The sequence below is a fragment of the Bradyrhizobium sp. 87 genome (assembly GCF_023073015.1).
Lineage (GTDB): Bacteria > Pseudomonadota > Alphaproteobacteria > Rhizobiales > Xanthobacteraceae > Bradyrhizobium > Bradyrhizobium canariense_D.
This window is the reverse complement of sequence record NZ_JADPIQ010000048.1, coordinates 849464-873268: the sequence shown is the minus strand read 5'-3', so window position 1 is coordinate 873268 and position 23805 is coordinate 849464. Positions and strand designations below refer to the sequence as shown.

Genomic DNA, 23805 nt, shown 5'->3' with positions numbered 1-23805 from the left:
TTGGCGTCTTGGGGTCACCGACCCGCAAAAACTGTTCGCGCAAGCTTTCGTCGGCTGTCACGATATCGTCAAGGGACAAAACGGAATGTGTGAGAAAATGTTCCTGTTTTTCCCGACACGTTTCGGCGCGGGCAAACGTTCGCCAGCAGCTTGGCGTCACGCATTACCATTATATCCCGAACGACAGCACAGTTCGGGAACGAACGACGGCTGCGCTCATTGTGTCGGCGGATGGTGTCGGCGCTATCCATGCATTGCCCGGCTGAGCGCCGAGACCGGTCCGCCCGCCGAACCGGCAGCATCCTGGTGCAGCCGGTTCGGTGCCCTGAGGCGTCAGTTCATCCCGATTTCCACCGCGATCCGGATCAGGTCGGAATGGTTCTTGGCACCGAGCTTCTGCTTGAGCAGAGAGGTGGTGTTGGCGACGGTCTTGTAGGAGATGCCGAGCGCCTCGGCGACCTCGACGATCTTGTCGCCTCGCCCCAACAGGCGAAGAATCTCGAGCTCCCGCGGCGTCATCTGCGAGGCTGGATTGGCCTTGATCGCCGCGCCGGAAAACGTCACGGCTTCCGCGAGCTGCGGTGAGATGAAATTGTCGCCCGCAACCACCTTGCGCACCGCCTTGAGCAGGATCCGGGGATCGTCGCCCTTGGAGACGTAGCCCTGGGCCCCGAGCTCGACCGCCCGCACCACGAAGGCTGGATCATCGTTCATGCTGAACATGATGATCTTGGCGTCGGGATCGTCCTTGCGAATGCGCCGCATCAGTTCAAAGCCGGAGACGTCGGGCAGGCTGATGTCGATCACAGTGACGTCGGGCCGCCTGCTGACATAGGCGCGATGCCCGGATTTGGCGTCGGTCGCCTCGTCGATCCGGATCGAATGGTCGGAGGAGAACAGGGTGCGGCAACCGGACAACACCACGGGATGGTCGTCGACAATCAGGACGCGGGTCGCCGGCTTGGCAGTATCTTGCATTGTAACTCTCTAGTTTTTCGATTCATAAACCGACGGGAACAAATGGAAAGAGCAAAATCCCCTGATGCGCGTTAGAATTGACCTAATGTGGCAACGGCTGTCCTTCAGTACACAATTGTTTCTGCCGCTCGGCCTGCTGTTCATGGCGGCGCTGATCATGGGCGGCGTCCTGCTGCACGTCTTCACGACCGGTCAGCTCGCCGAGGAGAACCAGCCGGCCCAACGATCGACCAAAGCCGTGGCCGAGGCCCTCAACAACGCTCTGCGTTCATCCGACCATCCGCGAAGGACCCTGGATGACTTCGTGCGGATGCTGGACGAGTCCTCAGATATTCAATTCCTTCCTGCAGGAGCGGTTGCTCCTCCCTTTGCGTCGAGGGGCCTGCAAGGTTCGCATGGCCCACCAAAATGGTTCGTCAGTCTCCTTTCCATTCCGGACTTGCACATCGCATTTCCGGTATCCCTCAACGGCGAGCATTTCGGCGACATCGTGTTTGTGCCGGACCTGTCCGCAGCGCTGTTCGAGACCTGGGTGGGCTTCCTCGCCTTGGCCGGCTTCGTCGTCGCGCTGACCGGGCTGACAGGGGTCGTCGCCTATGTGTTTGCGGGATCAGCCCTGCGACCACTGCAGGATCTTGGCGCAGGCCTCACGCGGCTACGACGCGGCGACTACGCAACACCGATCTCGGTCGGGGGACCGCCGGAAATCCGGCAAAGCTGCGAGGAGGCCAATGCGCTGGCCGAAACGCTGGTGCAGTTGAGCCAGGACAATCGCGACCTGCTGCACCGCCTGGTCTCGCTGCAGGACGACGAGCGGCGCGATCTCGCGCGCGAACTGCACGACGAACTCGGTCCGCTGCTGTTCGGCATCCGCGTCGGCACCATCGCATTGGTCGATGCCTCGCCCCCGGCGGGAAATCTCAGCAGTTCGGCGCAGGAGGTGTTGCAATCGGTCGAGGCGCTCCAGCAGACCAACCGCCGCATCCTCGACCGGTTGCGACCGCTCTACATCGAGGAATTGGGTCTGGAGACCAGTGTGCAGACGCTGCTCCGAAATTTTCGCAAGCAGGCGCCGTCTATCGACCTGACGGACGCGGTCGATCCGAATCTCAACGCGATCGACGGGCCGCTGGCTCAAACCGTCTATCGCGTGATTCAGGAGGCGCTGACCAACGTGCTGCGTCATGCCGGCGCCAGCCATGCCCATGTGCAGGCGACCTTCGCCGGCGAGACGGTCGTCATCGAGATTTCCGACGACGGCGGCGGCTTTCCCGAAGGGAATCTGTTCGGCCGCGGCCTGACCGGCATGCATGAGCGCGTGCGCGCACTCAGCGGATCGCTGTCACTGCTGCGCGTGGACGACAGAACCTATGTGCGCTGCCGCCTTCCCGCCGAACCGGCACGCGAGGCGCCGGTCAGCGATTGAAGCGCTTTCGAGCGAAGTGGATACCGGTTCGCGTGAAGAAAACGCCAAAACAGAATCTGGTGTTCGGCTCTGATTAATCAGAACGGAAACTCTAGCACGCACAGCCAAGCTGCGCGTTCTGTCGCGCCGGCTCGCACAGCGTGGTGCGGATCTTGCCGTCGGGGCTGAAACAAAACGAGGCGCGAATGCGCAGCGCGCCGGCGACGGAATATTCGAGATCGACGCCGTGGGGTGCAGGATGGATTTCCTCCAACCCGAAACCGGCCGACGAGAAAGCGCTGAGCCGCGGCTGCCAATAGGCTTCGAGCTCGCTCCGGCCGCGATAGCGCTGCGTGCCGTTGCACGTGCATTCGACCTGGGCGTCATCCGCATAGAGGTCGAGGAGCGTCGCGAGGTCGCCCTTCCTGCAGGCATCCACCCAATCGACGACAATTCCCATCTGGTCGAAATCACTCACGCTGCAATCCTGTCTGCCGCGGAAAATTACTGGCGGCTTAGGACCACACTCGTGAATGTGCGCTGAATGGTAAACCCCGGGCGATACCGGGTTCCCTAAGTGGATCTACGGAGCTCAGCCCCGCCGCCGCCCTCTTGCCCACACGGCGAAGGCGATGAGCACGGCGCCTGCAAGGGTGAACCAGGTGATGGCGTATTGCAGGTGATCGTCCTTGAGATGGACGTCGAGCGGCCCCGGCCGCGGAATGCCATTCTCGGGCGCCGGCTGCTCGAGGTCGACATAGAACGGCGCAACCGCGCCCCAGCCCAGCGCGCTCGCGATCGCCACGTGATCGCGCACGAACCACAGCCGCTTGCCGCGGTTCTCCGCCGGGGTCAGCCAGCCCGGTGCCTCGGGGAAGCGCAGATAGCCGGTGAACGAGACCGCCTGCCCGGTGACGAGCTTCCTGACCGCGCGATCCTCGACGCTGCGATCCTGCATGGTGTTTTCGACGAAGCCCGCATCGATCACCACCGTCTCGCCGCTCGGCAGCCGCGCCGGCAGGAAGGCCCAGGTGCCGGGGCCCGACGCGTCCTTACGCACGGCGGATCCGGAGGAATAGACCATCGCATCGGGCAACGGCGCGTAGGTCGCGGTAAAGCTGACACGGCGGAATTCATCGCGCGCGGGACTTAGCGCGGCCCATCGTGCCGGCGGCGGCAGAGTGACCGGTGCCTCCGCGAGGCGCTCGGTCAGTGCGGCGATCAGCTCGTGCTTGGCGATGCGGCGCTGCAATTGCCAGACGCCGAGCGTGACGCAGACCGCGGTCAGGAAAAGCGTAAACAGCGCGAAGCCGGCCACGCGGGGCTTGCGCGCGGTCTCGTTCATTTCGCGCGGTCGACCAGCCGGCCCGGCGCCGCCTTATGGTGGAATTGCAGTGCGATCAGCAGCGACTTCATCGCGCGCAACGGCAGCAGGGTAGTCGCAAGGATCAGCGGCAGCCACAGCACCGCGTGCAGCCAGTACGGCGGCTGGTACTTGACCTCGATGACGAGCGCGCAGCCGACGACGATCGCGCCGGCCAGCATGATGATGAAGATCGCCGGACCGTCACCGGAATCGATGAAGGCGTAGTCGAGGCCGCAACGCTCGCAGCAAGGCGCAAGCGTCAGGAAGCCTGCATAGAGCTTGCCCTGGCCGCAGCGCGGGCATTTGCAGGCAAGCCCGCGCAGCGCGCTTTGCAGGACGGTGGCTTGCGGCTCGGACGTATCGGCGGCTTCGTTCATGGCAAAAGGTCTATCACAGTTTCTGCCGAAACCCCTGCGCGCAAAAAAGCAAAAGGGCGGCCCGGGGCCGCCCTTTCTCGATCCGAAGCCAGCCCGCTCAGTGCGCGCCGTGAGCCATGGTCTCGGCGCCGTGTCCCCAGACATAGATGCAGAGGAACAGGAACAGCCAGACCACGTCGACGAAATGCCAGTACCAGGCGGCGAACTCGAAACCGAGATGCTGGGTCGGCGTGAAGTGGCCGGCATAGGCGCGGAACAGGCACACCAGCAGGAAGATGGTGCCGACCAGCACATGGAAACCGTGGAAGCCGGTCGCCATGAAGAAGGTCGCGCCGTAGACGTTGCCGCCGAAGGAGAATGCCGCGTGGCTGTACTCATAGGCCTGCACGCAGGTGAAGAGCGCGCCGAGCACGACGGTGAGGATCAGGCCATATTTCAGGCCCTGGCGATCGTTCTCGAGCAGCGCATGGTGGGCCCAGGTCACCGTGGTGCCGGAGGTGAGCAGGATCAGCGTGTTCAGGAGCGGCAGATGCCAGGGATCGAAGGTCTCGATGCCGTGCGGCGGCCAGGTGCCCGGCACGGTGCAGGCGCCGGCCGCGGTCCCGAGACCACAGCCGAACACCGCATCGCGGGTAGCGTGGACGGCGTCGGCCGGGAATAGCGCCGCGTTGAAATAGGCCCAGAACCAGGCGACGAAGAACATCACCTCCGAGGCGATGAACAGGATCATGCCGTAGCGGTGATGCAGCTGCACGACGCGGGTGTGGTCGCCCTTGTACTGGGCTTCCCTGATCACGTCGCCCCACCAGCTCGCCATGGTGTAGAGCACACCGACGGTGCCGACACCGAAGATGATCGGCGCAGCCGAGAACATGTGGTGCATCCAGGTGATCGCGCCGACCGCCATGATGAAGGCGGAGATGGAGCCGACGACGGGCCATGGCGAGGGATCGACCAGATGGTAGTCGTGATGCTTGGTGTGCGCCGTTGCCATTTGCGGTCTCGCTCCTCAATCCCGTGCCTGTCAGGCACTTATCCCCTTATTCCAACCCCGGCGCGTGAGTCCGGAGATCAGAGATTTCCCTTGCGTTTGTCGTCTTCGCTGGCCGCGAGCGGCTTCACCACCGGATCCTTCACCGGATAGAACGTGTAGGACAGCGTGATCGTGTTGAGACCGTCGTTCTCGTGGTCGTCGGCAATCGACGGATCGACATAGAATACGACCGGCATCTCGCGCTTCTCGCCCGGCGCCATGGTCTGCTCGGTGAAGCAGAAGCAGTTGATCTTCTGGAAATAGGATCCGACCGTCAGCGGCGCGACATTGTAGGCGGCCTGGCCTGCGGTGGTCCGCGCGGCCTGGTTGGTCACCGTGTAGAAGACGGTCACGACCTGGCCGATATTGACCTCGATCTCGCTCTGCTCGGGCTCGAACTTCCAGGGCAGGCCGGGCGCGACGTTGGAATCGAAGCGCACCGCGATCTTGCGTGCGATCGGGCCGCTGGCCGGCGCCGAGGTCGCGACCTGGGTCGTGCCGTTGAAGCCGGTGGCGCGGCAGAACCAATTGTAGAACGGCACCGCCGCGTAGGAGGCGCCGACCATCAGCGCGACCACGCCGCCGCAGATCGAGGCGACCACCACGTCGCGGCCAAGCCCCCTGGCAGGCCTGCGCCCCTTGGTGGCCGTCCGGCTCTGATCCCGCGATATGGTCGGCTTCTGATCCATGTTTCCTACATCGGCCGGACGAGCACGGCCGGCCCCTTGACCATGGTCACGGCGAAGAACAGCACTACGAGCACGCCGAGCGCGAGTGCGATCGCGATCGAGCGCTGACGACGGCTCTTCTTCTGCGCCTCGGTGAGGACGATTCCGTCTATCTCGGGTTTGTCGGCCATCCCTGTGATCATGCGCCCCCTACCATCGGCGCAAGCGCCCGGAACACGACCTCGGCCAGCAAGGTCGCAAACAGCGCGAACAGATAAAGGATGGAGAACGCGAACAGCTTGCGGGTCGCCCGCAGCGATTGGCTGCGCTCGCGACGGACATAGACGTTGATGGCGAACCCCAGCATGCCGGCGCCGAGGATCAGCGAGACGATGCCGTAGATGGCGTCGAAGTAGCCGAGCGCCCAGGGCGCGGCCGCGACCGCGATCAGCACGATGGTGTAGAGCAGGATCTGAAGCCGGGTCGCGTCGGGGCCGGCGACGTTGGGCAGCATCGGAATGCCGGCGCGCGCGTAATCGTCGGAGCGGAACAGCGCCAGCGCCCAGAAGTGCGGCGGCGTCCAGAAGAAGATGATGGCGAACAGCAGTAGCGGCTCGACGTCGACCGTGCCTGTGACCGCGGCCCAGGCCACCACCGGCGGCAGTGCGCCGGCGGCACCGCCGATCACGATGTTCTGCGCGGTCCAGCGCTTCAGGCCGATTGTGTAGATCACGACGTAGAAGAAGATGGTGAAGGCGAGCAGCGCGCCCGCGATCCAGTTGACCAGGATGCCGAGCGTCATCACCGAGAAGAAGGCGAGCGTCATGCCGAAGGTCATCGCCTCGGGACGGGTGATGCGGCCGCGCGGAATCGGCCGGTTCGCCGTGCGCGACATCTTGGCATCGATGTCGCCTTCGAGCGCCATGTTGAGCGCGCCGGACGCGCCGGCGCCGACCGCGATGCAGAGCAGCGAGGTGATGGCCAGCACCGGGTGGAAATGCCCGGGCGCCATCGCCATTCCGACCAGCGCGGTGAAGATCACCAGCGACATCACCCGCGGCTTCAGGAGCGCGATGTAATCGCCAACCTCCGCTTCGGAGATGCGGGGATTGATGTCGATGGCGTTGTGGTCGAGGACGGACACTAGACTGACTCGCTTGGTTGTCGAGCCGCGGCGCCCGTCACGGGCGCCGCGAGCATTGGCTTACTGCACGCGGGGCAGCACTTCGAACTGGTGGAAGGGCGGCGGCGAGGGCAGCGTCCATTCCAGCGTGGTCGCACCTGCACCCCACGGATTGTCGCCAGCCGGCACCTTCTTCGCGAAGGCGTCGATCACGCAGTAGAGGAAGATCAGCACGCCGAAGCCGGAGATATAGGAGCCGACCGACGAGACCAGGTTCCAGCCCGCGAACGCGTCGGGATAATCGACATAGCGGCGAGGCATGCCCGACAGACCGAGGAAGTGCTGCGGGAAGAACACCAGGTTCACGCCGATGAAGGTGACCCAGAAGTGCGCCTTGGCGAGCCCTTCATTGTACATGTAGCCGGACATCTTCGGGAACCAGTAGTACCAGCCGGCGAAGATTCCGAACACCGCACCGAGCGACAGCACGTAGTGGAAGTGCGCGACCACGTAGTAGGTCTCCTGGAGCACGCGGTCGACGCCGGCATTCGCCAGCACCACGCCGGTGACGCCGCCGACGGTGAACAGGAAGATGAATCCCACCGCCCAGATCATCGGCGCGCGGAACTCGATCGAGCCGCCCCACATCGTGGCGATCCACGAGAAGATCTTCACGCCGGTCGGGACCGCGATGACCATCGTGGCGGCGACGAAATAGGCCTGCGTCGCCGAGGACATGCCGACCGTGTACATGTGGTGCGCCCACACCACGAAGCCGATGCCGCCGATCGCGACCATGGCGTAGGCCATGCCGAGATAGCCGAACACGGGCTTGCGCGAGAAGGTCGAGACGATCTGGCTGACCATGCCGAAGGCGGGCAGGATCAGGATGTACACTTCGGGGTGACCGAAGAACCAGAACAGATGCTGGAACAGCACGGGATCGCCGCCGCCTTCCGGATTGAAGAACGTCGTGCCGAAATTGCGGTCAGTGAGCAGCATCGTGATCGCACCGGCGAGCACCGGCAGCGACAACAGCAGCAGGAACACCGTCACCAGGATCGACCACACAAACAGCGGCATCTTGTGCAGGGTCATGCCCGGCGCGCGCATGTTGAAGATCGTGGTGATGAAATTGATGGCGCCCAGGATCGAGGAAGCGCCCGCCAGATGCAGCGACAGGATCGCGAAGTCCACCGCCGGGCCCGGATGGCCCGAGCTCGACAGCGGCGCGTACATGGTCCAGCCGGCGCCGACGCCGTTGGCGCCCGGCTCGCCCTCGACGAAGGTCGACATCAGCAACAGCGCGAACGAGGCCGGCAGCAGCCAGAACGAGATGTTGTTCATGCGCGGGAACGCCATGTCGGGCGCGCCGATCATGAGCGGCACGAACCAGTTGCCGAAGCCGCCAATCATCGCGGGCATGACCATGAAGAAGATCATGATCAGACCATGGGAGGTCACGAACACATTGTAGGTGTGCGTCTCGTGGAAGATCTGCACGCCCGGATACATCAGCTCGGCACGGATCGCGATCGACATCGCGGCGCCGATGACGCCGGCGATGACCGCGAAGATCAGGTACATCGTGCCGATGTCCTTGTGGTTGGTCGAATAGACGTAGCGCCGCCATCCGGTCGGATGGGCGTGCTCGTCATGTCCGTGGTCTTGCGCGTGATCGCCGTGTGCCGCTGCGCTCGTTGCCATTTTCTAATCCTGCCTTGCGTCCCGATCGGACCTCTGGAGGTCCCGCCTTATGTCGCTTTCAGTTTCCTCGAACCCTGCGCCCGGCGCTCACTGCGTCGGGCCGGCCGTGGAGGCGTAGGTGCTGGTGCCGCCGCTCGCATATTTCTTCTTCGCGGTCTCGACCCAGGAGGCGAACTCCTGGTCGCTCACCACACGGATCGCGATCGGCATGAAGGCGTGGTCCTTGCCGCACAATTCCGAGCACTGGCCGTAGAACATGCCGGTCTTGGTGGCCTTGAACCAGGTTTCGTTGAGCCGGCCCGGAATGGCGTCGATCTTGACGCCGAAGGCCGGCAGCGCAAAGGCATGAATCACGTCGGCCCCGGTCACCTGAACCCGAACCACCTTGTTGACGGGCACCACCATCTCATTGTCGACGCCCAGCAGACGGGGCTGCTTGTCCTGGGCCATCAGCGAGTCGAACTCGAACTTGCCGTTATCAGGATAGGCGTAGGACCAGTACCACTGCTTGCCGGTCGCCTTGATGGTCAGATCCGCCTTCGGCACGTCGAGCTCGAGGAACAGGAGGCGGAACGACGGCACCGAAATGCCGACCAGGATCAACACCGGCACGAGCGTCCACGCCACCTCGATCAGCGTGTTGTGCGTGGTCCGCGACGGCACCGGATTGGCTCTCGCGTTGAACTTCACGACAACGATCACGAGCAGCGCCAGAACGAACAGCGTGATCAGCGTGATCAGCACGAACAGGAAATTATGGAACCAGACGATGTTGTCCATCACCGGGGACCCGGACTGCTGAAGCGTCCACTCCCACGCAGCCGGCTGCCCCAGCTCGGCAAATGCCGCACCGCCCGTCGCCAGCGTCAGACCCGCCACGGCCAATCCCAGCAAGTGCCGGCCCACCGGGCCCATCGACATCTTCATGCCGTTCGCGCTCCCCTAACGAAATCACCCCAAGTGCATTCCCCTATTTTCGGGAAACGCTTTATTCGATCCCCCCGTCTGACAAACCGCCGCGCAAGAATACCTCTAAGAGGAATTGGGGCCAGATCGCTAGAACGCCGAAATCAAGCCTCTCAAACCATAATTCTTGATCTATCGCAATGCAGTCTTGAGCCTCGTCTGTCAGCCATCACCCGCAAGATATTTCCTAGTAACATCAGACAAAAATACCATTTCCCGGGATGCTGCCGCTTGACAGCGGAATTGCCCGCGGTAGGCACTTGGCGCACAGCCGCACAGGAACCTGATTCGTGCGGGCGATTGCGGCCGGGGCGGCGTGGAATTTGCTTGCGAATCGCCTTCAAGACGCCGTCATTCCCGTATCAGTCCGCCTGACGCGAGCGACCCAGGCGAGCAGAGGGACCGACCCGATGGGGTTTTCGAGATCCATGGCAAGGCGGGCTAAAAGCCAGGCTGGCAGCCTCACGATGCTGGCCGCTCTGCTGGCGGCGGTCGTCGTCCTGGCGCTTCCGGGCCTCGCCCATGCGCAGGGCGCGGTGCGCTCCGTCCATGGCGACTGGCAGATCCGCTGCGACACCCCGCCGGGCGCCCAGTCCGAGCAATGCGCCCTGATCCAGAGCGTGGTGGCCGAAGACCGCTCCAACGCCGGCCTGACCGTGATCGTTCTCAAGACCGCCGACCAGAAGAGCCGCCTGATGCGGGTGGTCGCCCCCCTCGGCGTTCTCCTGCCCTCCGGCCTCGGCCTCAAGCTCGACAACCAGGACGTAGGCCGTGCCGGCTTTGTCCGCTGCCTGCCCAATGGCTGCGTCGCCGAGGTCGTCATGGACGACAAGCTGCTCGGCCAGCTCCGCACTGCCAAGACCGCGACCTTCATCATCTTCGAGACCCCGGAAGAAGGCATCGGCTTCCCGCTCAGCCTGAACGGGCTCGGCGAGGGCTATGACAAGCTGCCGTAGTGCGAAGGGCGGTTAGGCCCGCGAATCCTATTGTTTCCGTAATGTGAGACTTGGCGCCCTCGCGGAAGTGCCGGGAAACCATTATCTTGCCTCACATCCCCCGATAATGGACGGACGCATGACCAACCCTGCCACAACCTCCCTGCTCGACCGCGCCAATCTCGACCGCGATCAGGTTCGCAACGAGCTCGCGCGCGGGCTTGCCGGTGCCGACGACGGCGAATTGTTCCTGGAATACAGCCAGACCGAAGCGCTGATGTTCGACAATGGCCGGCTGAAGCAGGCGACCTACGATACCTCGCAGGGTTTTGGCCTGCGCGCCGTCAAGGACGACGCCGTCGGCTACGCGCATTCCTCCGACGTGTCGCTGCCGGCGCTGATTCGCGCTGCGGACGCGGTCGCGGCCGTGCGCGGCGGTTATTCCGGCAGCTTCGCCGCGCCTCCTGCGCATACCAACGTGCGGCTTTATAGTGACGACAATCCGCTCGATGCCCCCGGCTTCGAGACCAAGGTCAAACTGCTCGCCGAGATCGACGCTTATCTGCGCGACAAGGATCCGCGGGTGCGGCAGGTCAGCGTCAGCCTGGGCGCGACCTGGCAGGTGGTCGAGATCCTGCGGCCCGACGGCGAGAGCTATCGCGACATCCGCCCGCTCGTGCGCGTCAACGTCTCCGTCGTCGCCGGTCAGGGCGACCGCCAGGAGAGCGGCAGCAAGGGCTATGGCGGCCGCGCCGGCTACGCCGAATTCATCGAAAGCAAGAACTGGCGCGACGCCGCCGACGGCGCGTTGCGTGAGGCTCTGGTCAACCTGGAATCGATTCCCGCCCCCGCCGGCGAGATGGACGTCGTGCTCGGGGCCGGCTGGCCCGGCGTGATGCTGCATGAGGCGGTTGGCCATGGCCTCGAAGGTGACTTCAACCGCAAGAAGACGTCCGCGTTTGCCGGCCTGATGGGCCAGCAGGTCGCGGCCAAGGGCGTGACCGTGGTCGACGACGGCACGATTGCCTCGCGCCGCGGCTCGCTGTCGATCGACGATGAGGGAACGCCGACCAACCGCACCGTGCTGATCGAGGACGGCGTCCTGGTCGGCTACATGCAGGACCGTCAGAACGCCCGCCTGATGAACATGAAGCCGACCGGCAACGGCCGCCGCCAGGGCTATGCCCACGTGCCGATGCCGCGCATGACCAACACCTACATGCTGGCGGGCGACCGCGATCCGGCCGAGATCCTCGCGTCGGTGAAGAACGGCGTCTTCGCCGCGAATTTCGGCGGCGGCCAGGTGGATATCACCTCGGGCAAATACGTGTTTCAGTGCACCGAGGCTTACAAGATCGAGAACGGCAAGATCGGTGCGCCCCTGAAGGGCGCCATGCTGATCGGCAACGGGCCGACCGACCTGCATCGCATCCGCATGATCGGCAACGACCTCGCGCTCGATACCGGCATCGGCACCTGCGGCAAGAACGGTCAGGGCGTGCCGGTCGGCGTCGGCCAGCCGTCGCTGTTGATGGAACGCATTACGGTGGGTGGAACAGGCGGATGAGCGTCGAGAAGATAACTGTCACCACCAAGCGGAAGAGCAGCGGCTGGGGCGGCCAGCTGGTGCAGCTCGCCGGCATCGTCGCGGCGGTGTTCATCGCCAAGGGTGCGCTGGCCGAGCCGTTCTACGTGCCGTCGGGCTCGATGGAGCCGACGCTGTTGATCGGCGACGCCTTGATCGCCTCGAAATTCCCCTACGGCTACGGCACCTCGTCGCTGCCGATCCAGATCAACCTGCCCGAGAGCGGCCGCGTCTTCGCGGAAACGCCGAAGCAGGGCGACGTCGTGGTCTTCCGCTGGCCCGGCGACCGCTCGCAGGCCTGGGTCAAGCGCGTCGTGGGCCTGCCCGGCGACCGCATCCAGCTGCGCCAGGGCCAGCTCTTCGTCAACGATCGCCCCGCCGAGTTGAAGCCGGACGGCGTTGGTGCCGCCGAGGACGACAATGGCGGCAGCGAACCCGCCTATCGCTATGTCGAGACGCTGCCGAACGGCGTCTCGCATCTGATCTTCAAGATGCGTGACAACGGTCCGCTCGACAACACGCAGGAAGTGACGGTGCCGGCAGGCCATCTCTTCGTGCTCGGCGACAACCGCGACAATTCCGCCGACAGCCGCGTGCCCTTGCGCTCCGGCGGCGTCGGCATGTTGCCGATCGACAATCTGGTCGGCCGCGCAGACGCCGTGCTCGGATCCTGGGATCTCGGTATCCGGGGCCAGCCGGTGTGGACCTGGCTGTCCGGATTTCGCATGGCGCGGTTTTTCACCGCCGTGCATTGAACCGATCTCATGACCTTCGACGACGTCAGAAAATTCGCACTGACGTGGCCGGAGGTCGAGGACGGTACCTCCTACGGCACGCCCGCACTAAAGGTGCGCAAGAAGATGCTGGCGCGTCTGAAGGAAGATGGCGACAGCCTGGTGATGCCGGACGTCCCGGTCGACGAGCGCGCGATGCTGGTCGAGAGCCAGCCAAAAATCTTCTACTTCACCGATCACTACGCCGATTATCCGATAGTGCTGATCCGCCTGTCCAAGGCAAAGCGCGCGATCGTGGAGTCGCTGCTGCGGCGGCGTTGGCGCGCGCTGGCTTCGAAGGCGGCGCGAGCGGATTATGATGCACGCGTGAGCGCGTGACGACTGTCATGGATGAGGCCCGCTTCCTCGCGCTGGCGCTAAAGAACCCGATTAACGTCGCGATTCTCGATGAGCTCCACCAGCTCGCGCTGCCCGATGCGTGGCTGGTCTCGGGATGTCTCGTGCAATCGGTTTGGAACGTGCTCACCGGCCGTGCGATCGATTACGGCATTGCCGATTACGACGTCTTCTACTTCGACCCTGACACCTCCTGGGACGCGGAGGACGTCGTGATCCGCAAGCTGCAAGCGCGCCTCGATCATCTCGGCGTCAAGATCGAGACCCGCAACCAGGCACGCGTGCATCTGTGGTACCCGGCCAAGCACGGCCTGCCCTATCCGCCGCTGTCGTGCTCGACTGACGGTATCGACCGTTTCCTCACACAGAACACGCAAGTGGGCGTGCGGCGCTCGGACGACGGTTTCCACGTTTATGCGCCGCACGGCTTCGATGACGTGGCGGGCTTGATTGCACGCCCCAATCCAAGCCCGAATTTCTCCGCAGCGAATTACGCGGTAAAGGCCGCGAGATGGAGGGCGTTGTGGCCCGAGCTTACGGTGATTGCGCCGGAATGATCCGAGCTATCTCACCACGCCCGACGTGAATCCCGCCTTCCGCCGCGGCGGCTTGATCTCCTTTTTCAGGAAACAGCGCGCTTCGCGTCCCGTGTAGCCCGGGCGGGCATAGGTGAAGGCGCGGCATTTGTTGTCGGCGGTGCAGACGGCCTTGCAGGCTTCTTCGCCTTCGCCGTCCTTCATCTCGAAATTGCGCAAATCGCCGCCGGGGCGGTCGATGGAGGTCTCCACGCCTTCGACACGCGGCTCGATCACACCGGCGCCGCGCACGCCGGAGATGCAGCAGCTTCCCGGCACGCGCGCAGGCACCGTGTTCTTCAGCCAGCACACCGCCGAGCCGCCTTCGATGTCAGGATAGTTGAAGCTCCACGAGCGGCAACGGCGGTCGCGCTCGCACAGCAGCGCGCAATCCTCGGGATCGCCCGACGTGACCGGAGAGCTGAAATAATCTCCGCCTGGCCGGTCGAACGCCGTCTGGGCGCGCGCAGGCCAGCTCGCAAACACGAGCGAAAGCAACGCGGCGCAGGCTACGACGCCTGCCAGGACGCTTGCCATGACGGCCAGGCGGCCCTTCCCCATCGGAACAGCTTTCGAGTTATTGACGACGCTCGGGTTTTTCAGCTGGCCATTTGATCGCCGCAAACCTGTACGGGCGATGAACGGCCCGAGTCCGATCGTTTTGCCTTGGGTCTAGAACGCGTATTCCGCGTAGGCCGGTTCCACCGAGCGGTTCCAGGGACCGTTGAACTTGTCGAGCATCTCCTCAGCCGGCGTGCGGCCGGAATCGATAATGCGATCGAGCGGCTCCAGATGCCTGGTCTCGTCGCGGCCAAGCTGGTCGATCCGGCCGCGCCGGCGCAAGCCGGCATGCGCCAGAACGAGGCACTCCTTGGCGATCTCGAACAGATAGCGGTCCTTGATTCGCGACTTGAACCCGAAGCGTGGCACGTCGTCGCGCAGCGCCTGACGCTCATGCGCGGTCCAGTGCTTCACGAGGTCCCAGGCGGCATCCAGCGACACATCGTCGTAGAGCAACCCGGCCCAGAACGCCGATAGCGCCGGCAGACGGCCCCACGGGCCACCGTCGGAGCCGCGCATCTCGAGATAGCGCTTGAGCCGCACCTCCGGGAAAATCGTCGAAAGATGGTTGGCCCAGTCCGACAGCGTCGGGCGTTCCCCGGGCAAATTGTTGTTGCGGCCATCGAAGAAGGCGCGGAACGAGGAGCCCGAGACGTCGATGTAGTCCTCGTCGCGCTTGACGAAATACATGGGCACGTCGAGCGCGTAGTCGACATAGCGCTCGAAGCCCATGCCGTCCTCGAATGCCCACGGCATCATGCCGGCGCGCGCGTTGTCGGTGTCGCGCCAGATCTCGGACCGGAAGGAGAGAAAGCCGTTTGGCTTGCCCTCGGTAAACGGCGAATTGGCGAACAAGGCGGTTGCGGCCGGCTGGAGCGCGAGCGAGACACGCAGCTTCTTGACCATGTCCGCTTCGGAGGAGAAGTCGAGATTGGTCTGTACCGTGCAGGTCCGGTACATCATGTCGAGGCCGTACTGGCCGACCTTCGGCATGTAATTGGTCATGATCTTGTAGCGGCCCTTGGGCATCACCGGGATGTCGGCGCGCGACCAGGACGGCGTCATGCCGAGGCCGAGGAAGCCGATGCCGAGCGGCGTTGCGATCTCGCGCACCTGCGCCAGATGCGCCATCAGCTCACTCTGGGTCTGGTGCACGTTCTCGACGGGGGCACCCGAGAGTTCGAACTGCCCGCCAGGCTCGAGCGAGATCGCGCCGCCGCCAGTGACGTCGTAGAGGCCGATGATGTTGCCCTTCTCCATGATCGGCTCCCAGCCGAGCAGGAGTTTCATGCCTTCGAGCAGCGCGCCGATACCGCGCGCGCCCTCGTAGGGCACCGGACGGTGGCCTTCGAGCGTGAACGGCGTCTTCTCGTGCTCGGTGCCCATGCGGAATTCGGACGGGTCCTTGCAACCAGCCTCGAACCACGCGACGAGTTCGTCGCGCGATTGCAGCGGCGTCATATCGATCTGGTCTCGCGCCATATCAGACTCTAATCAAAAGCGCTTCGATCGAACGCGCGTGGGTGACAGGGATGGTCCGCGCAGCCACCGGCTGCACGGACGAGCTGGTTTGCCGCGCGATCATCGCAACGGCGTGGTTTCGTTGACGTGGGCAGGCGGCAGTTTCATCTCGCCGCACGAGCAGCCCAGACGGTCGAGCAGACCGCTGAGCTTCACGGCATCCGCATCGGACAGCTTCGAACCGACATATTTCTCGATCGCGGCCGAATAGGCGCCCCACATCCGCTTCTGCAATTCGCGGCCGGCTTCCGTGATCTCCACGAACTGGCCGCGCTTGTCGATCTTGCATTCACGCCGCGAGGCGAGGCCTTCGTCGACCAGGCGGTCGATCAGCCGCGATGTCGAATATTGCGGGATCAGCATCTGCCGTTCGAGTTCGACCGGCCGGAGCTCGCCCGAGGGCGCCCGTGACAGTTCGAGCAGCGCGTCATACCATGCGAGCGGCGGGAAGCCGGCCTTCTTCAGGTCCTGCTCGACGCAATTGAGCACACGGCTCTGCACCCGCATCAAGCGGATCCAGGCGGAAGTCGCCTCGGTCGATGGTTTGCGTTTCATGGTCCCGCTCAAGCTCGTCGCCCGTCTCTTACCCTATTCGATGCACCTGCATCAATCTTGACTATTTCAAGCAGATGCATGTAGTCGTTCTTTCGCCTGAACCAAGCAACAAGAGGAGGAAATTCCATGAAATTGTACTATTCGCCCGGTGCGTGCTCGCTGTCCCCCCATATCGCGCTCCTGGAAGCCGGCCTGCCCTATGAACTGGTCAAGGTCGATATTCGGGCCAAGAAGCTCGAAAACGGTGAGGATTATCTGAAGCTGAACCCCAAGGGCCAGGTCCCTGCGCTGGGCCTCGATAGCGGAGAGATCGTGACCGAAGGCCCGGTGATTGTCCAGATGATCGCCGATCAGGCCTCAGCCAAGGCGCTGGCGCCGGCCCACGGCAGCGCCGAGCGCTACAAGCTGCTCGAATGGCTGAACTTCCTCACCTCGGAGGTCCACAAGAGCTTCGGCCCGATGTTCGCGCCGACGCTGAACGACGAGGCCAAGGCCTTCTTCAAGGACCGCGTCATGGGCAAGCTGAAATACATCGACAGCCAGCTCGCCGGCCGCGACTACCTCATGGGCAAGCAGTTCACGGTGGCCGACGGTTATCTCTTCACGATGCTGACCTGGGGCGACCGGATGAAGTTCGACCTCTCGGCGATGCCGAACCTTGCCGCGTACAAGACCCGCGTCGCGGCGCGGCCGCAGGTGCAGGAAGCGATGAAGAAGGAAGGGCTGATCCAGGCTGCCTGAGGCACACATGCGAAAGGCCGGATCGAGAATCCGGCCTTTCGTATTTTTCATCCCGGCTACGGTTCAGAGAATCACGCCGCCGCCTTCTTTGGCGCGAAGCGGCCGTAGAAGGTCTCGCCCTTCGCCGCCATCTCTTCGAGCAATTTCGGCGGGGTGAAGCGCGATCCGTATTTCGCCTCCAGCTTGTGGCAGAGTTCGACGAACTTCTTGGGACCCATGAAGTCGATGTAGGACAGCGTGCCACCGGTGAACGGCGCAAAGCCGAAGCCGAGGATCGAGCCGACATCCGCTTCGCGCGGATCGGTGATGACGTGGTCCTCAACGGTGCGCGCGGCCTCCACCGCCTGCACTACCAGGAAGCGCTGCTTCAACTCCTCGACGTCGAGGGTATCTGGGTCGAGCTGCTTGGGCTGCAGCGCGGACAAGCCGGGCCACAGGCTCTTCTGTCCCTTGCCCTTCTCGGGGTAGTCGTAGAAGCCCTTGCTGTTCTTGCGGCCCAGACGGCCCTGCTTCTCGACCATTTCCACCATCAGCTTCTTCTGATCGGGATTGATGGCGTTGGGGCCGAGATCGGCTTCCGTCGCCTTCATGATCTTGAGCCCGAGGTCGAGCGCGACCTCGTCCGACAGCGAGAGCGGGCCGACCGGCATGCCGGCCATCTTGGCGCAGTTCTCGATCATCGCCGGCGGCACGCCCTCGAGGAACATCTCGTTGCCCTCGGCGACGTAGCGGCCGACGCAGCGATTGGCGAAGAAGCCTCTGGAGTCGTTGACGACGATCGGCGTCTTGCCGATCTGCCGGACGTAGTCGAGCGCGGTCGCGATCGCGAGATCGCCGGTGTTCTTGCCCTGGATGATCTCGACCAGCATCATCTTCTCGACCGGCGAGAAGAAGTGGATGCCGACGAACCTGCCTTGGTCCTTGAAGGATTCCGCCAGCGAGGTGATCGGAAGCGTCGAGGTGTTGGACGCGAAGATCACGTCCGGCTTCATGTGCTCCTGCGCCTTGGCAAAGGTATCAGCCTTGACCTTGCGGTCCTCGAACACGGCCTCGATGACGAGATCGACGTCCTTGAGCGCGGAATAGTCCGCGGTCGCCGTGATGCGCGCGAGCAGCGCTTCTGCGTCGCCGGGCTTGGCGCGGCCCTTCTTGATCTGCTCCTCGATCACCTTTTGCGCATGCGCCTTGCCCTTGTCGGCGCTCTCCTGGTCGCGATCGATCAGGACGACGTCGAGACCGGCACGGGCTGAGACATAGCCGACGCTCGCGCCCATGAAGCCGGCGCCGATCACGGCGATCTTCTTCACCTTGGTCGGCGGCACATCCTTCGGACGGCGCGCGCCCTTGTTGAGCTCCTGCATCGACAGGAACAGGCTGCGGATCATCGCAGCCGCTTCCTTCGAGCGCAGCACCGAGGTGAAGTAGCGCGACTCGACACGGAGCGCGGCGTCGATCGGCAGCTGCAGGCCCTCGTAGACGCAGCTCATGATCGCGCGTGCGGCCGGATAATTGTCGTAGGTCTCGCGGCGATAGATCGCGTTGCCGGCCGGGAACATCATCATGCCGGCCTTGGAGAACACCGGACCGCCCGGCAGCTTGAAGCCCTTCTCGTCCCAGGGCGCAACAGCCTTGCCGCCGCCCTTGATCCAGTCCTTTGCCGCCTTGACGAGGTCGGCGGCGGGAACGATGGCGTGGATCAGATTCAGCGCCTTGGCTTTCTCGATCGTGACCGGATCGCCCTTGAGCAGGATCGTCATCGCGTCCTGCGGCGGCACCAGGCGCGGCACGCGCTGCGTGCCGCCGGCGCCCGGGAACAGGCCGACCTTGACCTCGGGCAGACCGAGGCGGGTCTTGGGATTCTCCGCCGCCACGCGATAGTGGCAGCACAGCGTAATCTCGAAACCGCCGCCGAGCGCGAGGCCGTTGATCGCCGCCGCCCACGGCTTGCCGGAGGTTTCGATCGAGCGCAGCACCTGCGAGAAGCGCCGGCTCTGCTCGAACAGCATCTGGTTCGCGGCCGTCTCGCCCTGCTCCCCAAACACTTTTGCGTAGGCCTGATTCATGCCCTCGAGCATGGAAAGATCGGCACCCGCGCAGAACGCCTCCTTGGCGGAGGTGATGACGACCCCCTTCACCACGGCGTCGGCCGTGGTCGCCTTGACGATCGCGTCGAGCTCGCTGGTCGATGTCTCGTCGAGCACGTTCATCGAACGGCCCGGGATGTCCCAGGTCACGAGCGCGATGCCGTCGGAATCGGTCTCAACCTTGAAGTTCTTGTAAGCCATGCTGGTTGCTCCCTGCCCTTAGACGCGTTCGATGATGGTCGCGGTGCCCATGCCGCCGCCGATGCACAGCGTCACCAGTGCGGTCGCCTTGTTGGTGCGCTCGAGCTCGTCGAGCACCGTCCCGAGGATCATGGCACCGGTCGCGCCGAGCGGATGGCCGAGCGCGATCGCACCGCCATTGACGTTGATCTTGGCGTTGTCGATGTCGAAGGCCTGGATGTAGCGCAGCACAACCGAGGCGAAGGCCTCGTTGAGCTCGAACAGGTCGATGTCCGACTTCTTCATGCCCGAGCGCGCGAACAGCTTTTCGGTGACATCAACCGGACCGGTCAGCATCATCGCGGGCTCCGAGCCGATATTGGCGAATGCGCGGATCCTTGCACGCGGCTTCAGTCCGTACTTGCCGCCGGCTTCCTTGCTGCCGAGCAAAACGGCGCCGGCACCATCGACAATGCCCGACGAATTGCCGGCGTGGTGCACGTAATTGACGCGTTCGATTTCCGGATGCGACTGCACCGCGACGCCATCGAAGCCGCCCATCTGCGCCATCATCGTGAACGCCGGCTGCAGCTGCGCCAGCGACTGCATCGTCGTCGAAGGACGCATATGCTCGTCCTTGGCGAGGATGGTGAGGCCGTTGATGTCCTTCACCGGGACGACCGACTTGTCAAAGCGGCCTTCTTCCCAGGACTTCGCCGCACGCTGCTGGCTCTGCACCGCATAGGCGTCGACGTCGTCACGCGAGAAGCCGTATTTGGTCGCGATCAGATCGGCCGAGACACCCTGCGGCATGAAATAGGCCGGCACTGCCATCGAGGGGTCCATCGGCCAGGCGCCGCCGGAAGCGCCGATGCCGACGCGGCTCATCGATTCGGCGCCGCCGCCGATCACGAGCTCGTGCTGGCCGCTCATCACCTGGGCTGCGGCAAAATTCACGGCATCGAGGCCGGAGGCGCAGAAGCGGCTGATCTGGACGCCCGGCACCGCTTCGCCGAGGCCCGCCTTCAGCGCGGCAAAGCGCGCGATGTCGGAGCCGGCTTCGCCGACCGGATCGACCACGCCGAGAATGACGTCATCGACGGAATCTTCGGGGAGGTTGTTGCGGTCCTTCAGCGCCTTGAGCGGCACGGTCGCGAGCGCGAGCGCGGTGACTTCGTGCAGCGCGCCGTCCGCCTTGCCGCGGCCGCGCGGGGTGCGGACGTGGTCGTAGATGAATGCCTCAGGCATGACGCCCTCCTGATGTGATGATCTTGTGGTCGTGATCCGGTCGCAGCGAAAGCGGCTTCAGAACGCTTCCGCCGGCAGTTCCATGATGGTGGCGCAGCCGGCCTGGATGCGCGCGAGATTGGCGGCGGTCTCCGGCAGCATCCGCTCCATGAAAAAACGGCCGGTGACGAGCTTGGTCGAGAGATAGGGCGTCGCACCGCTCTCGGCAATCTTGGCTTGCGTCACCTTCGCCATCTTCGCCCACATATAGCCGAGCGCGACGAAGCCGAAGAGATTGAGGTAATCGGTTGCGGCGGCACCGGCATTGTCGGGCTTGGCCATCGCGTTCTGCATCAGCCAGGTGGTGGCCTGCTGGAGATGGCCGAGCGAGGCCGAGAGCGGAGTGATGTAGGGCTTCATCGCCTCGTCGCCGCCGTTCTCCTTGGCGAAGGCCATGACCTCGCCGAAGAACGCCATGATGGCGCGGCCGCCGTCGCGCGGCAGCTTGCGGCCGACGAGGTCGAGCGCCTGGATGCCGTTGGCGCCTTCGTAGATCATGGCGATGCGGGCATCGCGCACGAACTGCTCCATGCCCTGCTCGGCGATATAGCCGTGGCCGCCATACATCTGCTGCGCCTGCACCGCGTTGGCGAAGCCGTAATCGGTGAGAAAGCCCTTCAGCACCGGCGTCATCAGGCCCATGTGATCATCGGCGGCCTGGCGGTCCTTGGGATCCTCGGAGCGATGGGCGACGTCGCTCTTCAGCGCGGTCCACATCACGAAGGCGCGCGCGGCCTCGTTGAAGGCGCGGATCGACAGCAGCGTGCGGCGCACGTCGGGATGGACGATGATCGGATCGGCCGGCTTGTCCGGCGCCTTGGCACCGGTGAGCGAACGGCCCTGGATGCGATCCCGCGCATAGGCGACCGCGTTCTGATAGGCCACTTCCGACTGCGCGAGACCCTGCACGGCGACGCCGAGGCGGGCCTCGTTCATCATCACGAACATGCCCTGCATGCCCTTGTTCTCTTCGCCGATCAGCCAGCCGGTGGCGTTGTCGTAGTTCATCACGCAGGTGGAATTGCCGTGAATGCCCATCTTGTGCTCGATCGAGCCGCAGACCACGCCGTTGCGTGCGCCGACCGAACCATCGGCATTGACCAGGAATTTCGGCACCACGAACAGCGACACGCCCTTGATGCCGGCGGGCGCGCCCTCAATGCGGGCAAGCACGAGGTGGATGATGTTGGGCGCGAGGTCATGCTCGCCGGCCGAGATGAAGATCTTGGTGCCCGTGATCTTGAAGCTGCCGTCGGCCTGCCGCACCGCCTTGGTGCGGAGCATGCCGAGATCGGTGCCGCAATGCGGCTCGGTCAGGTTCATGGTGCCGGTCCACTCGCCCGCCACCATCTTCGGCACGTAGGTCTGCTTCTGCTCCGGCGTGCCGTGGACGATCAGCGCCGCGGTCGCGCCCATGGTGAGGCCGCCATACATCGAGAACGCCATGTTGGCGGAGATCTGGAATTCGTTGACCGCCTGGCTCAGCGTCACCGGCAGACCCTGGCCGCCGAACTCGGTTGGTGCCGACAGGCCGAGCCAGCCGCCCTCGGCGACCTGCTTGAACGCCTCCTTGAATCCCGTCGGCGTGGTGACGCTACCGTCATCGGCGCGCTTGCAGCCTTCGAGATCGCCCACGCGATTGAGCGGCTGCAGCACTTCTTCGGCGAGCTTGGCAGCTTCGCCGAGAATGGCTTCGCGCACGTCGCTCGACGCGTCGGAGAAGCCGGCCAGATTGTCGTAGCGGTCGATCTGGAAGACGTCGTTGAGCAGGAAGTTCACGTCTTCGACGGGGGCTTTGTAGATCGGCATGGTGGTCTCCCGGCAGGCCTTGAAGTGACGGTATTGGCTTAGGATTGAGTGGCGGCAAGCTGTTCCGCCATCAGGCGATGCAGCATGTTGATCGCCTTCAGCGGCCGCACCATCACCTTGAAATGCGTGATGCGCCCCTCGCCGTCGAAGCTGATGATGTCGACGCCGTTGATCTCGATGCCGTCGATCATGGTCTTGAATTCGAGCACGGCGCCGCTCTCACTCTTCCATTCACCGACATAGCTGAAGCCGGGACCGCCAAGCACCTTCTCAGCGCTGGCCAGATATTTGAAGGTGATGTCGCGGCCGCGCTGCGGCGCGTGCACGACAGGGCTTTCGAAGACGGCGTCGGGATGGAGCAGGTCCCAGAGCGCTGCCCGGTCATGCGACTTCATGTAGCCGTACCAGGACTCGAGGCCGGTCATTCAGGTGCCTCCCTAAAAGGCTCGGGCAAAAAACGCGAAAACAACCCCATGCACAGTAGCGCGAAGGTTGACTCCATTGGGGTTTTCGGGGCGGTTTTTGCCCTCGTTATCGGGTCGCCTCATATGCACATTGACGCATATGCGCCGATGCGCATAAAGTCAAGCCAATTGGTTAAGATCGACAACAGGAGGACCGGGTCATGGCTTTGGGCGACGCAATCCTCGCTTGCCTGACGGAACGTCCGATGACGGGCTACGAGCTCGCCAAGACATTCGATTCCTCGATCGGCTTCTTCTGGAAGGCCGACCACCAGCAGATCTACCGCGAGCTCTCCAAGCTGCGCGACCGCGGCTACATCCAGGGCCGCGAGGTCGTGCAAACCGGCAAACCCAATAAACTGATCTATACGCTGACTCCGGAGGGCCGAACAGCGCTGCGGCACTGGGCCGCGCGGCCAAGCACGCCCCCTTCCATCAAGGACGATCTCCTGGTGCGGTTGCATGCGCTCGACAGCATCGGCCTCGAGCCCATGCGCACCGACCTGATGGCCCGGCTCGAGCACCACCGCGATCGCCACGAGAACTACGAGCGCATCCTGAAGAAGCGCTTCCCGGAAGGGGCGGCGTCCGGCGTGCTCGACCTCGGTAACCTGCTGCTGCTTCAGCTCGGCGCCCGGCACGAGCAGATGGTGGCCGATTTCTGCGAAGAGGCGCTCGAGGCCCTGTCGGCGATGAGCGCAAGCGGCACCGTGGTGCCGCTGGAGGATGGCAAGCGCGAGGGCAAGGGCTGAGGG

At 64.1% G+C, this 23805-nt stretch carries 25 protein-coding genes; 8 read left to right on the top strand and 17 right to left on the bottom strand.

The annotated features are described in order from the left end of the window. Positions 1-333: 333 nt before the first annotated feature. Positions 334-978 (bottom strand): response regulator transcription factor, encoded by a 645-nt coding sequence (locus tag IVB50_RS13605; protein ID WP_018459998.1) that lies wholly within the window; start codon positions 976-978, stop codon positions 334-336. Between the two features lie 85 nt (positions 979-1063). Between IVB50_RS13605 and IVB50_RS13600 the strand changes: the two genes are divergently transcribed. Continuing rightward, positions 1064-2404, top strand: coding sequence for a histidine kinase (locus IVB50_RS13600; protein ID WP_018459999.1), 1341 nt, complete (start codon positions 1064-1066; stop codon positions 2402-2404). Positions 2405-2495: 91 nt separating this feature from the next. Here IVB50_RS13600 and IVB50_RS13595 read toward each other — a convergent pair whose 3' ends face one another. The 9 genes from IVB50_RS13595 to coxB form a co-directional block, all read right to left on the bottom strand. Continuing rightward, a complete protein-coding gene (locus IVB50_RS13595) occupies positions 2496-2861 on the bottom strand; it encodes a nuclear transport factor 2 family protein (protein WP_026233921.1) in 366 nt (121 codons plus the stop codon). A 114-nt stretch (positions 2862-2975) separates the two neighbouring features. Beyond that, complete coding sequence (locus IVB50_RS13590) at positions 2976-3728, bottom strand: SURF1 family protein (RefSeq protein ID WP_018460001.1); 753 nt, start codon at positions 3726-3728, stop codon at positions 2976-2978. Then, a complete protein-coding gene (locus IVB50_RS13585; RefSeq protein ID WP_018460002.1) occupies positions 3725-4126 on the bottom strand; it encodes a DUF983 domain-containing protein in 402 nt (133 codons plus the stop codon). Before IVB50_RS13585 ends, IVB50_RS13590 begins: the two co-directional genes overlap by 4 nt. A 97-nt stretch (positions 4127-4223) precedes the next feature. Beyond that, a complete protein-coding gene (locus IVB50_RS13580) occupies positions 4224-5120 on the bottom strand; it encodes a cytochrome c oxidase subunit 3 (RefSeq protein WP_018460003.1) in 897 nt (298 codons plus the stop codon). Between the two features lie 77 nt (positions 5121-5197). Further along, positions 5198-5848 (bottom strand): cytochrome c oxidase assembly protein, encoded by a 651-nt coding sequence (locus IVB50_RS13575; protein ID WP_018460004.1) that lies wholly within the window; start codon positions 5846-5848, stop codon positions 5198-5200. 5 nt (positions 5849-5853) lie between these two features. Then, complete coding sequence (locus IVB50_RS13570) at positions 5854-6030, bottom strand: hypothetical protein (protein WP_026233922.1); 177 nt, start codon at positions 6028-6030, stop codon at positions 5854-5856. Beyond that, on the bottom strand, positions 6027-6971 hold the full coding sequence (locus tag IVB50_RS13565) for a heme o synthase (protein ID WP_018460006.1): 945 nt from the start codon (positions 6969-6971) through the stop codon (positions 6027-6029). Before IVB50_RS13565 ends, IVB50_RS13570 begins: the two co-directional genes overlap by 4 nt. 60 nt (positions 6972-7031) lie before the next feature. After that, entirely contained in the window at positions 7032-8657 is a 1626-nt protein-coding gene (gene ctaD / locus IVB50_RS13560; RefSeq protein WP_007605061.1) for a cytochrome c oxidase subunit I, read from the bottom strand. A gap of 87 nt (positions 8658-8744) precedes the next feature. Further along, entirely contained in the window at positions 8745-9584 is an 840-nt protein-coding gene (gene coxB / locus IVB50_RS13555; RefSeq protein WP_018460007.1) for a cytochrome c oxidase subunit II, read from the bottom strand. Between the two features lie 449 nt (positions 9585-10033). Between coxB and IVB50_RS13550 the strand changes: the two genes are divergently transcribed. The 5 genes from IVB50_RS13550 to IVB50_RS13530 all read left to right on the top strand — a co-directional run bounded on the left by IVB50_RS13550 (position 10034) and on the right by IVB50_RS13530 (position 13830). After that, positions 10034-10579, top strand: a complete 546-nt coding sequence (locus IVB50_RS13550) for an invasion associated locus B family protein (RefSeq protein WP_026233923.1) — start codon at positions 10034-10036, stop codon at positions 10577-10579. Between the two features lie 118 nt (positions 10580-10697). Continuing rightward, the gene (gene tldD / locus IVB50_RS13545) at positions 10698-12125 is read left to right on the top strand and encodes a metalloprotease TldD (protein ID WP_026233924.1); all 1428 of its coding nucleotides are present in this window, start codon (positions 10698-10700) and stop codon (positions 12123-12125) included. Then, positions 12122-12898 (top strand): signal peptidase I, encoded by a 777-nt coding sequence (gene lepB / locus IVB50_RS13540; protein ID WP_018460010.1) that lies wholly within the window; start codon positions 12122-12124, stop codon positions 12896-12898. Before tldD ends, lepB begins: the two co-directional genes overlap by 4 nt. A gap of 9 nt (positions 12899-12907) precedes the next feature. Beyond that, on the top strand, positions 12908-13255 hold the full coding sequence (locus IVB50_RS13535) for an MmcQ/YjbR family DNA-binding protein (protein WP_018460011.1): 348 nt from the start codon (positions 12908-12910) through the stop codon (positions 13253-13255). 8 nt (positions 13256-13263) lie between these two features. After that, the gene (locus IVB50_RS13530; protein WP_018460012.1) at positions 13264-13830 is read left to right on the top strand and encodes a nucleotidyltransferase family protein; all 567 of its coding nucleotides are present in this window, start codon (positions 13264-13266) and stop codon (positions 13828-13830) included. Positions 13831-13836: 6 nt separating this feature from the next. Here IVB50_RS13530 and IVB50_RS13525 read toward each other — a convergent pair whose 3' ends face one another. From IVB50_RS13525 to IVB50_RS13515, 3 genes are all read right to left on the bottom strand, one after another. After that, entirely contained in the window at positions 13837-14409 is a 573-nt protein-coding gene (locus IVB50_RS13525; protein WP_018460013.1) for a PAN domain-containing protein, read from the bottom strand. A 111-nt stretch (positions 14410-14520) separates the two neighbouring features. Next, positions 14521-15891, bottom strand: a complete 1371-nt coding sequence (locus IVB50_RS13520; RefSeq protein ID WP_018460014.1) for a glutamate--cysteine ligase — start codon at positions 15889-15891, stop codon at positions 14521-14523. Between the two features lie 99 nt (positions 15892-15990). Next, on the bottom strand, positions 15991-16485 hold the full coding sequence (locus IVB50_RS13515) for a MarR family winged helix-turn-helix transcriptional regulator (protein ID WP_007599417.1): 495 nt from the start codon (positions 16483-16485) through the stop codon (positions 15991-15993). 126 nt (positions 16486-16611) lie between these two features. On the opposite strand from IVB50_RS13515, the gene gstA reads away from it, so the two are divergent. Next, positions 16612-17226: a glutathione transferase GstA gene (gene gstA, locus IVB50_RS13510; protein WP_018460015.1), complete on the top strand. Its 615-nt coding sequence runs from the start codon at positions 16612-16614 to the stop codon at positions 17224-17226. A 71-nt stretch (positions 17227-17297) separates the two neighbouring features. Here gstA and IVB50_RS13505 read toward each other — a convergent pair whose 3' ends face one another. From IVB50_RS13505 to IVB50_RS13490, 4 genes are read right to left on the bottom strand one after another with little or no spacing between them, the layout of a single operon-like run. Then, positions 17298-19511, bottom strand: a complete 2214-nt coding sequence (locus tag IVB50_RS13505; protein WP_085351979.1) for an FAD-dependent oxidoreductase — start codon at positions 19509-19511, stop codon at positions 17298-17300. A gap of 18 nt (positions 19512-19529) precedes the next feature. Further along, positions 19530-20738 carry an acetyl-CoA C-acetyltransferase gene (locus IVB50_RS13500; RefSeq protein ID WP_018460017.1) on the bottom strand — a complete coding sequence of 403 codons (1209 nt, stop codon included), beginning with the start codon at positions 20736-20738 and terminating at the stop codon, positions 19530-19532. A gap of 57 nt (positions 20739-20795) precedes the next feature. Further along, entirely contained in the window at positions 20796-22586 is a 1791-nt protein-coding gene (locus IVB50_RS13495) for an acyl-CoA dehydrogenase C-terminal domain-containing protein (RefSeq protein ID WP_018460018.1), read from the bottom strand. Between the two features lie 38 nt (positions 22587-22624). Beyond that, positions 22625-23011 (bottom strand): nuclear transport factor 2 family protein, encoded by a 387-nt coding sequence (locus IVB50_RS13490; protein ID WP_018460019.1) that lies wholly within the window; start codon positions 23009-23011, stop codon positions 22625-22627. 200 nt (positions 23012-23211) lie between these two features. Between IVB50_RS13490 and IVB50_RS13485 the strand changes: the two genes are divergently transcribed. Next, a complete protein-coding gene (locus IVB50_RS13485) occupies positions 23212-23802 on the top strand; it encodes a PadR family transcriptional regulator (RefSeq protein ID WP_018460020.1) in 591 nt (196 codons plus the stop codon). Positions 23803-23805 lie beyond the last annotated feature (3 nt).

What these genes read in the sequence shown, in the direction of transcription:
- IVB50_RS13605 (WP_018459998.1), bottom strand. Translation starts at nt 978, where the DNA reads ATGCAAGATACTGCCAAGCCGGCGACCCGCGTCCTGATTGTCGACGAC.
- IVB50_RS13600 (WP_018459999.1), top strand. Translation starts at nt 1,064, where the DNA reads ATGTGGCAACGGCTGTCCTTCAGTACACAATTGTTTCTGCCGCTCGGC.
- IVB50_RS13590 (WP_018460001.1), bottom strand. Translation starts at nt 3,728, where the DNA reads ATGAACGAGACCGCGCGCAAGCCCCGCGTGGCCGGCTTCGCGCTGTTT.
- IVB50_RS13585 (WP_018460002.1), bottom strand. Translation starts at nt 4,126, where the DNA reads ATGAACGAAGCCGCCGATACGTCCGAGCCGCAAGCCACCGTCCTGCAA.
- IVB50_RS13580 (WP_018460003.1), bottom strand. Translation starts at nt 5,120, where the DNA reads ATGGCAACGGCGCACACCAAGCATCACGACTACCATCTGGTCGATCCC.
- IVB50_RS13575 (WP_018460004.1), bottom strand. Translation starts at nt 5,848, where the DNA reads ATGGATCAGAAGCCGACCATATCGCGGGATCAGAGCCGGACGGCCACC.
- IVB50_RS13570 (WP_026233922.1), bottom strand. Translation starts at nt 6,030, where the DNA reads ATGATCACAGGGATGGCCGACAAACCCGAGATAGACGGAATCGTCCTC.
- ctaD (WP_007605061.1), bottom strand. Translation starts at nt 8,657, where the DNA reads ATGGCAACGAGCGCAGCGGCACACGGCGATCACGCGCAAGACCACGGA.
- coxB (WP_018460007.1), bottom strand. Translation starts at nt 9,584, where the DNA reads ATGAAGATGTCGATGGGCCCGGTGGGCCGGCACTTGCTGGGATTGGCC.
- IVB50_RS13550 (WP_026233923.1), top strand. Translation starts at nt 10,034, where the DNA reads ATGGGGTTTTCGAGATCCATGGCAAGGCGGGCTAAAAGCCAGGCTGGC.
- tldD (WP_026233924.1), top strand. Translation starts at nt 10,698, where the DNA reads ATGACCAACCCTGCCACAACCTCCCTGCTCGACCGCGCCAATCTCGAC.
- lepB (WP_018460010.1), top strand. Translation starts at nt 12,122, where the DNA reads ATGAGCGTCGAGAAGATAACTGTCACCACCAAGCGGAAGAGCAGCGGC.
- IVB50_RS13535 (WP_018460011.1), top strand. Translation starts at nt 12,908, where the DNA reads ATGACCTTCGACGACGTCAGAAAATTCGCACTGACGTGGCCGGAGGTC.
- IVB50_RS13530 (WP_018460012.1), top strand. Translation starts at nt 13,264, where the DNA reads ATGGATGAGGCCCGCTTCCTCGCGCTGGCGCTAAAGAACCCGATTAAC.
- IVB50_RS13525 (WP_018460013.1), bottom strand. Translation starts at nt 14,409, where the DNA reads ATGGGGAAGGGCCGCCTGGCCGTCATGGCAAGCGTCCTGGCAGGCGTC.
- IVB50_RS13520 (WP_018460014.1), bottom strand. Translation starts at nt 15,891, where the DNA reads ATGGCGCGAGACCAGATCGATATGACGCCGCTGCAATCGCGCGACGAA.
- IVB50_RS13515 (WP_007599417.1), bottom strand. Translation starts at nt 16,485, where the DNA reads ATGAAACGCAAACCATCGACCGAGGCGACTTCCGCCTGGATCCGCTTG.
- gstA (WP_018460015.1), top strand. Translation starts at nt 16,612, where the DNA reads ATGAAATTGTACTATTCGCCCGGTGCGTGCTCGCTGTCCCCCCATATC.
- IVB50_RS13505 (WP_085351979.1), bottom strand. Translation starts at nt 19,511, where the DNA reads ATGGCTTACAAGAACTTCAAGGTTGAGACCGATTCCGACGGCATCGCG.
- IVB50_RS13500 (WP_018460017.1), bottom strand. Translation starts at nt 20,738, where the DNA reads ATGCCTGAGGCATTCATCTACGACCACGTCCGCACCCCGCGCGGCCGC.
- IVB50_RS13495 (WP_018460018.1), bottom strand. Translation starts at nt 22,586, where the DNA reads ATGCCGATCTACAAAGCCCCCGTCGAAGACGTGAACTTCCTGCTCAAC.
- IVB50_RS13490 (WP_018460019.1), bottom strand. Translation starts at nt 23,011, where the DNA reads ATGACCGGCCTCGAGTCCTGGTACGGCTACATGAAGTCGCATGACCGG.
- IVB50_RS13485 (WP_018460020.1), top strand. Translation starts at nt 23,212, where the DNA reads ATGGCTTTGGGCGACGCAATCCTCGCTTGCCTGACGGAACGTCCGATG.